The 13,901-nt window shown below is 72.0% G+C and carries 12 protein-coding genes; 5 read left to right on the top strand and 7 right to left on the bottom strand.

Annotated features, from left to right (window positions below; genetic code table 11):
- Positions 1–130 precede the first annotated feature (130 nt).
- The 3 genes from ACFYWM_RS02880 (at position 131) to ACFYWM_RS02870 (ending at position 4,389) form a co-directional block, all read left to right on the top strand.
- Positions 131–1,222 (top strand): GNAT family N-acetyltransferase, encoded by a 1,092-nt coding sequence (locus ACFYWM_RS02880; RefSeq protein WP_389907764.1) that lies wholly within the window; start codon positions 131–133, stop codon positions 1,220–1,222.
- 23 nt (positions 1,223–1,245) lie between these two features.
- The gene (locus ACFYWM_RS02875; protein WP_389907762.1) at positions 1,246–2,592 is read left to right on the top strand and encodes a DegT/DnrJ/EryC1/StrS family aminotransferase; all 1,347 of its coding nucleotides are present in this window, start codon (positions 1,246–1,248) and stop codon (positions 2,590–2,592) included.
- A gap of 456 nt (positions 2,593–3,048) precedes the next feature.
- The gene (locus tag ACFYWM_RS02870) at positions 3,049–4,389 is read left to right on the top strand and encodes a phytase (RefSeq protein ID WP_389907760.1); all 1,341 of its coding nucleotides are present in this window, start codon (positions 3,049–3,051) and stop codon (positions 4,387–4,389) included.
- 229 nt (positions 4,390–4,618) lie between these two features.
- Here ACFYWM_RS02870 and ACFYWM_RS02865 read toward each other — a convergent pair whose 3' ends face one another.
- The 3 genes from ACFYWM_RS02865 to ACFYWM_RS02855 form a co-directional block, all read right to left on the bottom strand.
- Positions 4,619–6,151 (bottom strand): long-chain fatty acid--CoA ligase, encoded by a 1,533-nt coding sequence (locus ACFYWM_RS02865; protein ID WP_389907758.1) that lies wholly within the window; start codon positions 6,149–6,151, stop codon positions 4,619–4,621.
- Positions 6,144–7,469 (bottom strand): MFS transporter, encoded by a 1,326-nt coding sequence (locus tag ACFYWM_RS02860; protein WP_389907756.1) that lies wholly within the window; start codon positions 7,467–7,469, stop codon positions 6,144–6,146. Before ACFYWM_RS02860 ends, ACFYWM_RS02865 begins: the two co-directional genes overlap by 8 nt.
- 91 nt (positions 7,470–7,560) lie before the next feature.
- Positions 7,561–8,427: an amidohydrolase family protein gene (locus ACFYWM_RS02855; RefSeq protein ID WP_389907754.1), complete on the bottom strand. Its 867-nt coding sequence runs from the start codon at positions 8,425–8,427 to the stop codon at positions 7,561–7,563.
- Between the two features lie 72 nt (positions 8,428–8,499).
- Between ACFYWM_RS02855 and ACFYWM_RS02850 the strand changes: the two genes are divergently transcribed.
- Entirely contained in the window at positions 8,500–9,342 is an 843-nt protein-coding gene (locus ACFYWM_RS02850; protein ID WP_389907752.1) for a PaaX family transcriptional regulator C-terminal domain-containing protein, read from the top strand.
- Between the two features lie 130 nt (positions 9,343–9,472).
- Here the strand turns inward: ACFYWM_RS02850 and ACFYWM_RS02845 are convergent, their stop codons facing one another.
- From ACFYWM_RS02845 to ACFYWM_RS02830, 4 genes are all read right to left on the bottom strand, one after another.
- Positions 9,473–9,916, bottom strand: a complete 444-nt coding sequence (locus ACFYWM_RS02845; protein WP_389907750.1) for an ATP-binding protein — start codon at positions 9,914–9,916, stop codon at positions 9,473–9,475.
- Between the two features lie 165 nt (positions 9,917–10,081).
- Positions 10,082–10,900: a DUF1206 domain-containing protein gene (locus tag ACFYWM_RS02840; protein WP_389907748.1), complete on the bottom strand. Its 819-nt coding sequence runs from the start codon at positions 10,898–10,900 to the stop codon at positions 10,082–10,084.
- Between the two features lie 37 nt (positions 10,901–10,937).
- Positions 10,938–11,870, bottom strand: a complete 933-nt coding sequence (locus ACFYWM_RS02835) for a Ppx/GppA family phosphatase (protein WP_389907746.1) — start codon at positions 11,868–11,870, stop codon at positions 10,938–10,940.
- 30 nt (positions 11,871–11,900) lie between these two features.
- Entirely contained in the window at positions 11,901–12,602 is a 702-nt protein-coding gene (locus tag ACFYWM_RS02830) for a class I SAM-dependent methyltransferase (RefSeq protein WP_389907744.1), read from the bottom strand.
- A gap of 182 nt (positions 12,603–12,784) precedes the next feature.
- On the opposite strand from ACFYWM_RS02830, the gene ACFYWM_RS02825 reads away from it, so the two are divergent.
- The gene (locus ACFYWM_RS02825; protein ID WP_389908258.1) at positions 12,785–13,738 is read left to right on the top strand and encodes an NADP-dependent oxidoreductase; all 954 of its coding nucleotides are present in this window, start codon (positions 12,785–12,787) and stop codon (positions 13,736–13,738) included.
- The last annotated feature ends 163 nt before the right edge of the window (positions 13,739–13,901 follow it).

The raw sequence follows: 13,901 nt of genomic DNA, 5'->3' as shown, positions 1-13,901 counted from the left end.
CCGGCTGGATCTCGTCCCTCGCTCCGGCGACGTCCAGCGCCTGGGAACAGGCTTCGAGAAAGGACCACCGTCCCGTGAACGGTAGGTTTGCGCGCACCGCCGGTCGTCCTCGCCCGGCAGGGGGCCGCGTATGAGGATCAGCGTCATCCGGCCCGCCGAGCTGGGCCCTGCCGAGATCGAGGCATGGCGGGGAATGCAACGTTCCAGCGCGCATCTCGACAACCCCTTCCTCAGCCCGGACTTCACGATCGCGATGGGCGAGGTCAGCGCGGAGGCGCGGGTGGCGGTGGTCACCGAGTCGGACGGGCCCGTGGGGTTCTTCCCCTTCGAGCGGCACGGCGGCGGGGTGGGCGCCGCCCTGGGCGGGTGGGTCTCGCTCTCCCAGGGGGTCGTCCACCGGCCGGACGCCGAGCTCGACGCCGACGCCCTGCTCAAGGCGTGCGGGCTGAGCGTGTGGGAGTTCGGCTGCATGGTCGACCACCAGCCGTGGTTCCAGCCGTTCGAGACGCTCCGGCAGGAGGCCGTGGTCCTCGACTTCGGCGGCGGCTACTCCGCCTTCCTCGACGAGCTGCGCGAGCGCTCGCCGAAGTTCCTCAAGACCACCCTGTACAAGGAGCGCAAGCTGAGCCGCGACGCGGGCGAGGTCACCGCCGAGTTCGCGGTGCGCGACCCGGAGCGGTTCCGGCTGCTGCGCGAGTGGAAGTCCGCCCAGTACCAGCGGATGGGCCGCCCCGACCGGTTCGGCAAGGCGTGGGTCGTGGAGCTGGTCGAGCGCCTGCACGCCGTCGACACCGACGACTTCGCGGGGCCGCTGTCGATGCTGTACGCCGGTGGCAGGCCGGTCGCGGGCCACTTCGGGCTGCGCACCGGCACGTCGATGATCGGCTGGTTCCCCGCCTACGACCCCGAGTACGCCAGGTACTCCCCCGGCCTGATCCAGCACCTGCGCATGGTCGAGGCCGCCGCGAAGCTCGGGATCGGCTCGCTGGACCTGGGCATCAGCAACGGCTCCGAGTACAAGGACGCGCTGTGCAGCAGGACCGTTCCCGTCACCGAGGGCATCGTGCGCCGCCGGTCGGCGGGCGCGGCGGCGCACTGGCTGCGCACCGAGCCGGTCCGCCGGGTGCGGCGGTTCATCCTCGACAGCCCGGTCCTGTACGGCGCCGCCGACAGGGCCATGAAGCGGTACGGTCGGCTGCGCACCCGAAGGAAGACCCGGTGAGCGGCCGACCGAAGGAGGGTCCGATGAGCGGGCACCCCACCACTCCCGACCGCGCGGACGACCGTCCGTGTGATGACCGTCCCGCAGACGGCCATCACACGGACATCCACCGCACGGACGGCCATCGCACGGACAGCCGCCACACGAATGGCCGTGACACGGATGGTCGTGACACGGACGGTCGTGACACGGACGGCCGACGCGCGCTTGAGGCGGCCATGCGCGACCGGATCGGCCAGGAGTGCCTGCACGTGCCGTCCGCCAGGTTCGGCCTGCTCCTGGCGCTGCGCCACTGGTTCAGCCGGGGCGACAGGGTGCTGATCTCGCCGACCAACTGCGAGACGGTGCTGTTCGTCGTGCTGGCCGCCGGGCTGGAGCCGGTGATGGCGCCGGTCTCCTGGCGCGACGGCAACATCGACGTCCCGGCCGTCGACTGGACCGGCCTCGCCGGTGTCGTCACCACGCACCTGTACGGCCAGCCCGACCGGGTGGCCGAGCTGCGGGCCGAGTGCGACCGGCGCGGCGTGATCCTCCTCGACGACGCGGCGCACGCCATGCAGACGGTCGTGGACGGCCGCCCCGCGGGCACGTTCGGCACCGCCGGGGTGTTCAGCCTCGCCAAGCACGGGCGGGCGATGTCCGGCGGGTTCCTCACCGCGGAGGACCCGTCCGCGCTGCCCGAGCTGGCGCGGGCGAGAGACGAGCTGCTGCTCCCCGGCGGGGCGCGGGCCCAGCTGCTCGGCACGCTGCGGCCCGTGCTGCGCGAGACGATCTACCGCACCGGCCTGGTCAGGCCGATGTGGCACGCCCTCAAGGCGCTCGGGCTCGTGCGCTGGACCGGCCACCGCTGCCCGCCCCGCGAGGAGGAGCTGCGCACGGTCGTCGCCGCCGATCCGGTCGACCCGCGCGCCATGGACCACTGGCTGCGGATCGACCTCGACGACTGGCGGATGCGCCAGGGGCCGCTGCTGCGCGGCTACCACCGCTCCCGGTTCCGGGTGATCGACCGCGAGCGGGAGCGCCGGGTGGCCGGGGTGGAGCTGCTGCGCACCCTGCCCTGGGCGGCCGAGGGCGTCCGCGACGCGCCGCCGCAACCGCTGCTTCGGGTGCCCCTGCTCGTCGAGGACCGCGACGAGGTCGTCGCCCGGCTGGAGAGCAGGGGCGTGGTGCCCGGTTTCATCTACGACCCGCCGCTGGACGACTACCTGGACCTGGTTCCCCCGGGGCCGACCCCGGAGATCGCCCGCTGGTGGACCGGCCACGTCCTGCCCGTCGACCCGCTCCGCGCCGCCCGCATGGCCACCCTGCTCGCCGAGCTGGACGTCCGCCCGGCCACGCGCCCCTCCACGGCGTCGCGACAGTCCGGCTGAATTCCTACGAGGACATCGGTCACCGGCGGGTCCGGCTCGCCATGACGCGCACGAGGCGGGGCGAGCCGGGACGAGCGCGGTGCTCCTGCCGAAACGTCTGACGCCCCCCTCGGCCCCGAGGGCGTGAGGCACCGGTTCCTCCTCGACGGCGGCGACCCGCGCACGTTGCCGGTGGCCACTGTCGGACGGCGCGCATATCGCTGTATCCACGCATATCACTGTCAGCTGCGCATATCACTGTCACCCGCGCGTATCGCCGTCACCCGTGCCCCGGCGAGCCGCATGCCGCATGCCGCCCGTGGACGGTCCGGGGGGACAAGCCCGTACGAATTTGTTAATTCCCCTATCACGCCGTGCGGGCGCCGTGTTTCCCTCTCGTCAACTTCCCGTTATGGCGATCCCTCAATGATCAAAAAAGACATATATCCACATATCTCACATAAAAAGGAAGTGCCCATGCGTTCACCTGCTCGCCTCTGCCTGGCGGCGCTGGCGCTCTGCCTGGCCGGATCGGCGCTCGCGCCCGGCGCGCTGGCCGACGGGATTCCCACGGTCAAGCCCCGGGTCGAGACCCCCGCCCTGTTCGACGACGCCGCCGGAGGCAACGCCAACGGCGACGACCCCGCGATCTGGGTGCACCCCACCCGCTCGGGCAGGAGCGTGGTGATGGCCACCGCCAAGGAGGGCGGCCTGTACGCCTACGACCTGGACGGCAGGCAACTCCAGCACGTTCCCGCGCCCGCCGCCCCCGGCGAGGACGACGAGCCCGGCCGCTTCAACAACGTCGACCTGGTGTACGGCCTGCGCCTGTCCAGCGGCGTCAAGGCCGACCTGGCCGTCGTCTCCGACCGGGGCCGGGACCAGATCCGCTTCTACGCCGTCGACAGGGACGCTGTCGACAAGGACGGCGCGGGACGCGGGCGGGCACCGCTCACCGACGTGACCGACCCCGCCGTGCCGTTCGTGTTCAACACCGGCCAGGAGCAGGTCAACGAGGCACGGACCGCGTACGGCCTGGCCACCTGGCAGGACGGGACCGGCACCTACGTCCTGGTCAGCCAGCGGCACAGGACGCGCGTCGCGCTGCTGAAGCTGAACGCCACCGCGCACGGGAAGGTCGGCTACCGCCTCGTGCGCACCCTGGACCTGCCCGGCTCGTTCCGGCTGCCGGACCGTACGACCTGGACCCCGTGCCTGGAGCCCGGCGAACTGCCCCAGGTCGAGGGCATGGTCGTCGACGGGGAGCGGGACGTGCTCTACGCCGCCCAGGAGGACGTGGGCATCTGGCGGATGCGGGCCGACCTCACCGGCACCCCGAAGCTGGTCGACAGGGTCCGCGAGTACGGCAGGCCGGGCGTCTACGACCCCGAGACCGAGGAGTGCGCCCTGGGCGCCGACCCCGGTCACGGCGGCAGGCACCTGTCGGCCGACGCCGAGGGGCTCACGATCTACCACGGTGACGACGGCGACGGCTACCTGCTCGCCTCCGGCCAGGGCGACAACACCTTCACCGTCTACGACCGGAAGGGCAACGACTACATCGGCCAGTTCCGGATCGGCGCGGGCCGCGGGCTGGACGGCGTCGAGCACAGCGACGGCTCGATGGTGGTCAACGTCCCGCTGGGCCGCTTCGGCAAGGGCCTGCTCGTGGCCCACGACGGCGAGAACACGCCCGGGGCGGTCGGCGAGGACGGCGAGGCCAGGGAGAACACGAACTTCAAGTTCGTCGGGTGGGACGACGTCGCCGGGAAGCTCGGCCTCGACGTGGACACCGACGGCTGGAACCCCCGGGACTGACGCCCCCGACCCCGGCGGGCCGCACCGAGAAGCGGCCCGCCGCCGGAGACGTCCCCGGCCAACGGGCCGCACCCGCACCCGCGAAGCGGCCCGCCACCGATAACAGGGTTCTGCTCACACTGCCGGAGACGCCCCTGACCAGCGGACCGGCCCCCGAGGAACGTCCCGCCGCCGGTGACAGGGGGCTCAAGATCACCCGGGGCCGGGACAAGGTGGCGGGATCCCGCCCTCATCCGGGCGGGGGCGGCCGATCCGTGCGGGGGCGGTCGCGGAGCTCGGATTTGCGGATCTTGCCCGATCCCGTCTTCGGCAGCGCGTCGACGATCTCGAAAGAGGCGGGGATCTTGTACTTCGCGAGCCGGGGACGGAGGAAGTCCGTCAGCTCGCCGGGGGTGACGGCGGCACCGGGGCGGAGCACGGCGAAGGCGCGGCCCACCTCGCCCCACCTCCGGTCCGGCGTCCCCACCACGGCGACCTCCGCCACCGCCGGGTGCGCGAAGAGCGCGTTCTCGACCTCGGCCGGGTAGACGTTCTCCCCGCCGGAGATGTACATGTCCTTGACCCGGTCGACGATGGTCAGGTGGCCCTCCTCGTCCACGGTCGCGATGTCGCCGGAGCGGAACCAGCCGTCCTCGTCCAGCGCGGCGGCGGTCGCCTCCGGGTCGCGCCAGTAGCCGGGGGTGACGTTCGGTCCCCGGACGAGGACCTCGCCGGGCTCGCCGACCGGCGCCGGGGTGAGATCGGGGCGGATCACGCGTACCTCGGAGAAGAAGACCGGGACCCCGGCCGAGCCCACCTTGCGCACGCTCTCGCCCGCCTCCAGGAAGGTCGCGCCGGGTGCGGTCTCGGTCAGCCCGTAGCCCTGGCAGAAGACCAGGCCCCTCTCCTGGTACGCGCGGATCAGCGTCACGGGGACGGCGGCGCCGCCGGACATGAGGGTGCGCAGCGACGAGAGGTCGGCCCCGGCCCAGCGCGGCGACCGGACGAGGTCGGCGAACATCGTGGGAACGCCGAACATCCACGTCACGCGGTGCCTCTCGATGAGGTCGTAGCAGAGCTCGGCGTCCCACGACGGCATGACCACCGAGGTGCCGCCCTTGAGGAAGGTCGGCAGCATCGTCTGGTTCAGGGCCGCGACGTGGAAGAGCGGCGCGCTGACCAGCGTCACCTCGGTGCTCGTCACGTCCACGCCGATCATCACGTTGAAGCAGTTCCACACCAGGTTGGCGTGGCTGAGCGTCGCGCCCTTGGGACGGCCGGTCGTGCCGGAGGTGTAGAGGATCAGGGCGACGTCGTCGAGCGCCACCGGGACGTCGACGGGGTCGGGGTCGCCCCGCGACACCCAGGTCTCGAAGTCGTGCTCCCCCGGGGCGGGCGACCGCAGGGCCACGACCGTGTACGGGCCGGTCAGGCCGCGTACCGTCTCCGCGCAGCCGGGGTCGTACACGAGGAGCGACGCGTCCGAGTTCCGGAGCATGTAGGCGATCTCGGGCGCGGCGAGCCGGAAGTTCAGCGGGACGAAGACGCCGCCCAGCATGTGGGTGGCGAACATGGTCTCGGCGAAGGCGACGTGGTTGGGGCCGAGGTAGGCGACCCGGTCCCCCGTCCGGATCCCCGCCCCGCGCATCCGCGACGCCAGGCGGGTCGCCCGCTCGTGGACGTCGGCGTAGCTGACCGACCGGTCCGCGAGGACGAACGCGGTGCGGCCGGGGCTCATCAGTGCCCGGCGGGCGGGCCAGCCTCCGAGCCCGGCGTTACGCATCGGTGGCGGCGGGGACCGCGGGGGCGTCCGAGGTGAGGTCGTCGCCGCTGGTCTCGCGCAGGGCCAGCACGCACACCACGGTGAGCAGGCAGCAGGCGGCGATGACCGCCGAGATCGTCGTCGTGCTTCCGCCCCCGGACGACGCGTCCAGCTGGGCGAAGAGCAACGGGCCCAGGCCCGCGCCGAGCCCGGCGACCTGGTAGCCGAGCGAGGCGCCGGTGTAGCGGTTCCCGGTGGGGAAGAGCTCGGCGTACAGCGCCCCGAGCGGGCCGTACATCAGCGGGTGGATGACCGCCTGGCCCAGCACCAGGGCGACGACGAGCACGACGACGCTGCCGGTGTTCACCATCGGGAACAGCGCGAAGCCGAACGCGGCCATGAGCAGCGCTCCCGCCAGCACGACCGGACGGCGTCCGACCCGGTCCGAGAGCGCCGCCCAGGCGACGATGCCCACCACGGCCAGCGCGGAGGAGAGCGTGAGGCCGTTCAGCACGGCCTGCCTGCTGAAACCGGTCCGGACGCCGTAGGCGATGAGGTAGGTGGTCAGCGTGCCCTGGGCCACGAACGCGGACAGCCCGACGCCCACCCCGAGCGCCAGCGCCCTCGGACGGTGGCGCAACACCTCCAGCAGCGGCATCCGGGCGGCGCGGCCACCGGCCGCCTCGAACACCGGGGTCTCCTCGACCCGCAGCCGGACGAACAGCCCGACCGCCAGCAGAAGGATGCTGAGCAGGAACGGCACCCGCCAGCCCCAGCTCAGGAACGCCTCCTCGCCCAGGACGGCCGCGGTGCCGCCGAGCGCCCCGGTGGAGAGCACCATGCCGAACGGGGCTCCGGCGTTGGTGAAGCTCGCCCACAGGCCGCGGCGGCTGGTCGCGTGCTCGGCGGACATCAGCACGGCGCCTCCCCATTCGCCGCCGATGGCGACGCCCTGCAGCACGCGAAGGACGACGAGGGCGACGGGGGCGAGGGCGCCGATCTGCTCGTAGGTGGGGAGCACGCCGATGAGGAAGCTGGCGAGGCCCATCAGGGTCATGGTCAGGACCAGCATGCGCTTGCGGCCGAGCCGGTCGCCGAAGTGACCGAAGACCACTCCGCCGAGCGGCCTGGCGAGGTAGCCCGTGGCGAAGGTGCCGAAGCTGGCGACCGTGGCCGTGAGCGGGTCGAGCGAGGAGAAGAAGATCTTGCTGAAGACCACCGCCGAGGCCGTGGCGTACAACAGGAAGTCGTAGTACTCGATGACGCTGCCCAGGAAGCTGGAGGCCACCGCGCGACGGAGCTGCACCTGGTTCGGGGGGAGGGCCGACGGATTCGTCATGACCGAGCTCCTCAGTCCGAGAGCGAACTGCTGCGCTTGCTTGCCCGGAGGTTAGGCACATTCATGACGAACGTCAATACTCTGCCCGGTATCAGGGAGCGCCGAGCCCGAGCAGGCGTACGGCGTTCTCCTTGAGGATCTTCGGGCGGACCTCGGGCTTGATGTCGAGGGCGTCGAAGTCCGCGAGCCACCGGTCCGGCGTGATCATCGGGTAGTCGGACCCGAAGAGCACCTTGTCCTTCAGCAGCGTGTTGGCGTACCGGACGAGCAGCGGGGGGAAGTACTTCGGCGACCATCCGGACAGGTCGATGTACACATGCGGCTTGTGCGTGGCGACCGCCAGGGCCTCGTCCTGCCAGGGGAAGGACGGATGGGCGAGGACGATCCGCAGTTCGGGGAAGTCCACGGCGACGTCGTCGACCAGCATCGGGTTGGAGTACTTCAGCCGGATCCCGCCCCCGCCGGGCAGGCCGGCGCCGATGCCGGTCTGGCCGGTGTGGAACAGCGCCGGCACGCCCATCTCCTCGATCGCCTCGTACAGGGGGTAGGCGGCCCGGTCGTCGGGTGCCATGCCCTGGAGGCTCGGATGGAACTTGAAACCGCGCACGCCGTGCTCGGCCACGAGCCGGCGCGCCTCGCGGACACCGGCCCTGCCCTTCCACGGGTCGACGCTGGCGAAGGGGATGAGCACGTCGGCGTGGGCGGCGCAGCTCTCCGCGACCTCCTCGTTCGAGATGCGCGGGTGCCCGGTGGCGTGCTCGGCGTCGACGGTGAACACCACCGCCGCCATCTCGCGCTCGCGGTAGTAGGCGGCCGTCTCGGGGATCGTGGGCCGGGAGTGCCCCTTGAAGTACCTCTCCGAGGCGGCGGCCAGCTCGTCACCGAGCGAGGCGTGCCCGCCGGCGGAGACCTCCGCGTGCGTGTGCACGTCTATGGCGACCAGTTCGTCGACGTTCATGCGCTCTCCTCGGGCGTATATCTGACGTCCGTCAATTATGTGCCTGACATCTGATCCGTCTACGCTTCCGGTGTGACCATCGGCGGCGAGGACGAACCGGCGGCGCCCGCAGTGCCACCGGCGCGCCCGCAGTCCTTGATATTCAGCTTCCTCGGCATCTACGCCCTGGACCGCGGCACCGCCATCTCCTCGGGCAGCGTCATCGAGGTGTTCGCCCGCCTCGGCGTCTCCGAGGAGGCCGTCCGGTCCACGCTCGCCCGCATGGTGAAGCGCGACCTGGTGACCCGGTACCGGGTGGGGCGCAGGGCGTACCTGGAGCTCACCCCGCACGCCGTGGCGGTGCTCAGGGACGGTCGCCGGCGGATCTGGGAGACCGGCGCGGTGAACCGCGACTGGGACGGCACCTGGACGGTCGTCGGGTTCTCCCTGCCGGACAGCCGGCGCAGCACCCGCCACGACCTGCGATCCCGGCTCGTCTGGGCCGGGTTCGGCCCGCTGCAGAGCGGGATGTGGATCGCGCCGGGCGTGAAGGACGTCACCGGCGTGTTCGACTCGCTGGACGTGGACGACCACGTCACGGTGCTGACCGCGAGGGCGTTCAAACCCACCGAGGCCGCCGACCTGGTCGCGAAGGCCTTCGACATCGAGCAGATCGCCCGGCGCTACCGGGCCTTCCTCACCAGGTGGGACGTCACCCGGCCACTCCCCGACGCGCCGGACGACCTCGTACGGCAGCTGTTGTTGCACACCGACTGGCTGCAACTCGTCCGGCGGGATCCCCACCTGCCCGCCGAACACCTCCCCGCGGACTGGCCGGCGATCCGGGCCGAGCAGGTCTTCCACGCCCGCGCCGAGGAGTACGAACGACCCGCCCTCCAGGTGGCCGGCGAACTCCTGGAGGGGCTCACCCCGTGACGCGGGAGGTTCCCGTCCGGTGCGGACACGGCCTCCTTGGACAGGCTCACCCCGTGACGCGGGAGGTTCCTGTCCGCTGCGGACACGGCCTCCTGGAGGGGCTCATCCCGTCATGAGTGCCGTCGCGCCGTCAGCGGGCGCCGGCCAGGCTGCCCGCGCGTAGCCCGGCCATCTCCGGCACCAGCTCGAACCACACCTTGTTGGCCCCGGCCTCCCGCACCAGGCCCCAGCGGTGGGCCAGCGCGTCCAGCAGGGGCAGGCCGCGGCCCCCTGTCGCGTCGTCGAGCGAGGCGCGGCTCGCGGCGGGGGCCTCGGAGGAACCCTCGTCCTGGACCGAGACCCGCACCCCCGCCGCCGAGCAGGCCACCGTGACGGTGAACGCCCCGCCGTCCCCCGACCGGGAGTGGATCACCGCGTTGGTGGCGATCTCGCTGGTCAGCAGGACGCAGTCGTCGTGGAGGGGGTGGTCTCGCCCCAGGGTCATCGAGACCAGGCGGCGGGCTCTGACCACCTGGTCCGGGGACCCCGCCAGGCGGAGAACCCATTCACTGCCGTCGTACTCCGACGAGTCCATACCGCCCCCTCCGATACCGTTTCACTGATGGGAAGACGCGGAGCTCGGCAGAGAAGATGTCGCGGAAAAGTAGGAATGCGATCACTTACCGGATAGACAGGTGAGGCTTGCCAGAGCCCGCCTCACCTGCGTGTCCGCACCTGGCGTACCGTGCGGTTCCATCCGTCACACGCGGTGCCAGCGAGCCTCGAAGAAACAGTAGGCCGCGAACAGCAGCAGACCGACCGCGACGGCACCGAGCAGCCACGGACCGGCCGGGGTCTCGGCCAGCGAGCGCAGCGTCGAGTCGATGCCCTTGGCCTTGTCGGGGTCGTAGGTGACCGCGGCCTGGATGACGAAGACACCGGCGACCGCGGCGATCACGCCACGGGCGATGTATCCCGCCGTGCCGAACTTCTCGGCGAGCTCTCGCGCCCTCGCGGGCATCTCGCCGGTGCGCAGGTCCTTGAGGAACTCCTTCTTCCAGCCCTGGCGGATCCAGTAGGCACCCAGACCGATCAGGCCCAGACCCAGCAGGCCGACGATGAACTGCCCCAGGGGCAGGTCCATCAGCATGGCCGTGATGTCCTTCGACTGGCTGTCCATCGAGGCCCCGAAGTCGCCGCGCAGCAGCACGCCGAGCAGCGTGGCCACGATCAGCGAGTAGACCGCCACCCGCGCGCCCGACTCCACCCGGTCCTTGGTCCGCCCGCGGCCCATGACGGCCTCGAAGAGCTGCCAGACGACCAGTGCGACGAACCCGACGACCATGAGCCAGAGCAGGAACGTGCCGAACGGCTGCTCGGCCACCATCTCGATGGCGCCGGTCTTGTCGGCCTCCTTGCCGCCGCTTCCCCCGCCGAAGGCGATCTGCAGGGCGAGGAAACCGATCAAACCGTAGAGGACACCCCGGCAGGCCAGGCCAACCCGCGCCAGCCTGTCGAGCGTCTGACTGTTGGCCGCTCTGCGAGCGGCACCTTCCACGTGAGCCTGAGGGCTGTTCATAACTATCCGCTCTTACCTGCGGACGCCCTGGTAAACCTCAACGTTCGGGCATCGCGTCCAGCCGCCGCAGGATCACTCCCTCGCGCAGCGCCCAGGGACAGACCTCCAGCTGGGCCACCCCGAACAGGTCCATCGCGGCGTCGGCGACGATCGCCCCGGCCGGCAGCTGCGGCGCCCGCCCCTCGGAGACCCCGGGCAGCGCGGCCCGCTCCCTCGTGCTCATCTTGATGAGGCGGTCGGTCCATCCGACGAGGTCCGCGTGCCTGAGCACCCGGCGCACGGACGGCCCCTCGTTCGAGGGCGCCGCCCCGGCGATCCTGGCCAGCTGCCTGAACGTCTTGGACGTCGCCACCGCGTGGTCGGCCCGGCCGTACCGGGACACGTTGCCGACCGTGCGGGCTATCTCGGTCCGTACGTGCCTGCGCAGCGCCCGTACCTCGTCGGCGGGCGGCGGGTCGGCGGTGAAGCAGTCGCGGGTGAGGCGGCCCGCCCCCAGCGGGATCGACACCGCCGCGTCGGGCTGCTCGTCGATGCCCGAGGCGATCTCCAGCGACCCGCCCCCTATGTCGAGAACCAGCAGCCGCCCGGAGGACCACCCGAACCAGCGGCGCACGGCCAGGAACGTCAGCCTCGCCTCGTCCTGGCCCGACAGCACCTCGATGTCGACCTGCGTGTCGGCCTTGATCCCGGCGAGGACCTCCTCGCCGTTCACCGACTCCCTCACCGCCGACGTCGCGAAGGCCATCAGGTCCTCGACGCCCTTGTCCTCCGCGAGCCGCAGCGCCTCCTCGACGAACTCCCGCAGCCGCGCGGCGCCCCGCGCGGACAGGCGGTCGCCGTCGTCCATGTGCTCGGAGAGTCTCAGCTCCACCTTGTGGGAGTACGCCGGCAGCGGCCGGGCACCACGGTGCGCGTCCATCACCAGCAGATGGACCGTGTTGGAACCGATGTCGAGAACGCCCAGTCGCATGGGATGAAGTTACTACTCCCGCGCCGCCCGTCAGCCCGCGGTGCGCGCGTGGACGCTCACCGCGTATCCGCCGCCGTCGTAGGGGGCGCCGTCCCAGGTCGCCAGGCGCCGCAGCGGGACGAGCCCCGACGTCCGGCACCAGTCGTCGTAGTCCGCCAGGGTGACCGTCGCCGAGGCGAGCGGGAGGTGCGCGGCGTCCAGCCCGAACCCGCTCACCAGCAGCCCGCCGGGCCGCAGCAGCGCCGCGAGCCCCGCGACGGTCCGCGCCTCGGTCCCGGGAGCGAGCAGGGGGATGACGTTGCCCGCGGCGACGACCATGTCGAAGGAGCCCCCTTCCCGTACGGCGTGATTCTCAAGGTCACCGGGATCGCCCAGATCGCTCAGGTCGCCGGGATCGCTCAGGTCGGCGAGGTTACCGAGGTCGCCGAGATCGCTGAGGTCGGCGAGGATCCAGGGCAGGCGCGGCGCGGCCCGGCGGGCGACGTCGAGCATGGACGCGTCGAGGTCGACGCCCACGCAGTCGTACCCCAGCTCGGCCAGCCGGATCGCCACCCGCCCGGTGCCGCATCCGGCGTCGAGCACCCGCGCGCCCGGCGGCAGCAGCTCCGCGCACAACCGCGCCTCGCCGTGCATGTCGGCCCCCGACTCGGCCAGCCGGGCGAACCTCTGCGCGTACCGCTCCCCGGCGTCGTTCCCCGCGATGTCCGTCCAGCGGCTCCTCGGTTCTGTCACCGCCCCAGGGTCTCACCTTCTACGGGAGCCGCTCACGGCGGCCGGGCGCGAGGGCGTCCGGCACGGCGAACGGCAGGGCAACCCGGTCGCCGGATCCCGGAAAGGTAGCGTGATCCACACCGTCCTCACGGGCGGCGTGCAGAAGGAACGGCGAGAGATCGGGGAGAGCCATCGTGACCCTTATGCGAGCGATCAGCCAGGACACCTTCGGCGGGCCCGAGGTGCTGCGCCCGGTCCGCGTGGAGCGCCCGGAGCCGCTGCCCACCGAGGTGCTGGTACGGGTCGTCTCGGCGGGGGTGAACCCGGTGGACCTCAAGACCAGGGCGGGCGCGGGCATGGCCGGGGTCCTGGGAAACCCACCTTTCATCCTGGGCTGGGACGTCTCCGGCGTCGTCGAGAAGACCGGCTTCGGGGTGTGCTCCCTGGAGGTGGGGGACGAGGTGTACGGCATGCCGTGGTTCCCGCGTCAGGCCGGGGCCTACGCCGAGTTCGTGACCGCGCCGTCGAGGCAGTTCGTCCGCAAGCCGCCCTCCCTGGGGCACGACGAGGCCGCCGCCCTGCCGCTGGCCGCGCTGACCGCCTGGCAGGTCCTGGTGGACACCGCCAGGGTCGCCCCGGGACAGCGCGTCCTCGTCCACGCCGCCGCGGGCGGCGTCGGGCACCTCGCCGTCCAGATCGCCAAGCACCTCGGCGCGTACGTGATCGGCACCGCCCGCGCGGGCAAGCACGAGTGGCTGCGCGGCCTGGGGGCCGACGAGCTCGTCGACTACACGGCCGTCCGCTTCGAGGACGTGGTGCGCGACGTGGACGTGGTCGTCGACCTGGTCGGGGACGGGCACGACGCGACGAGCACGCGCTCCCTCGACGTCCTCCGCCCCGGCGGGCTGCTCGTCCCGGTGCCCTCCGGCGCCTCCCCCGACCTGCTGGGCACCGCCGAGGCGCGGGGGTTTCGCGCCCGCGCGTTCCTGGTGGAGCCGGACGGGTCCGCCCTGGCCCAGATCGCCGAGCTGATCGCCGGAGGGCGGATCGCCCCCGAGATCGAGGAGGTGTTCCCGCTCGACGAGGCCGCCGCGGCCCACGAGCGGCTCGCCGGCGGCCGCGCCAAGGGCAAGATCGTGCTGCGCGTGGCCCCCTGACCGGTTTCCCGATTTCCCCGGTTTCCGGGCTTTCCGGTGTGCGTACGACGGGTGGTAAAGCCGCCCGCGACAGGTGTGTCCGGGCGGGCGCGAGTCTCGGGTGAGTCACGCCGAATTCGCCAACACCACCGCTCGGCCCCTGTCCAGGGGGTTGTCCGCATCC

Origin of the sequence: Streptosporangium sp. NPDC002721 (assembly GCF_042888905.1) — a bacterium.
Classification (GTDB): Bacteria; Actinomycetota; Actinomycetes; order Streptosporangiales; family Streptosporangiaceae; genus Streptosporangium.
The sequence above is the reverse complement of the archived record's forward strand: the minus strand, read 5'-3'. Positions and strand labels throughout refer to the sequence as shown.

Excerpts from the sequence above, each read along its gene's own strand:
- ACFYWM_RS02880 (WP_389907764.1), top strand. The coding sequence starts at position 131 with ATGAGGATCAGCGTCATCCGGCCCGCCGAGCTGGGCCCTGCCGAGATC.
- ACFYWM_RS02875 (WP_389907762.1), top strand. The coding sequence starts at position 1,246 with ATGAGCGGGCACCCCACCACTCCCGACCGCGCGGACGACCGTCCGTGT.
- ACFYWM_RS02870 (WP_389907760.1), top strand. The coding sequence starts at position 3,049 with ATGCGTTCACCTGCTCGCCTCTGCCTGGCGGCGCTGGCGCTCTGCCTG.
- ACFYWM_RS02865 (WP_389907758.1), bottom strand. The coding sequence starts at position 6,151 with ATGCGTAACGCCGGGCTCGGAGGCTGGCCCGCCCGCCGGGCACTGATG.
- ACFYWM_RS02860 (WP_389907756.1), bottom strand. The coding sequence starts at position 7,469 with ATGACGAATCCGTCGGCCCTCCCCCCGAACCAGGTGCAGCTCCGTCGC.
- ACFYWM_RS02855 (WP_389907754.1), bottom strand. The coding sequence starts at position 8,427 with ATGAACGTCGACGAACTGGTCGCCATAGACGTGCACACGCACGCGGAG.
- ACFYWM_RS02845 (WP_389907750.1), bottom strand. The coding sequence starts at position 9,916 with ATGGACTCGTCGGAGTACGACGGCAGTGAATGGGTTCTCCGCCTGGCG.
- ACFYWM_RS02840 (WP_389907748.1), bottom strand. The coding sequence starts at position 10,900 with ATGAACAGCCCTCAGGCTCACGTGGAAGGTGCCGCTCGCAGAGCGGCC.
- ACFYWM_RS02835 (WP_389907746.1), bottom strand. The coding sequence starts at position 11,870 with ATGCGACTGGGCGTTCTCGACATCGGTTCCAACACGGTCCATCTGCTG.
- ACFYWM_RS02825 (WP_389908258.1), top strand. The coding sequence starts at position 12,785 with ATGCGAGCGATCAGCCAGGACACCTTCGGCGGGCCCGAGGTGCTGCGC.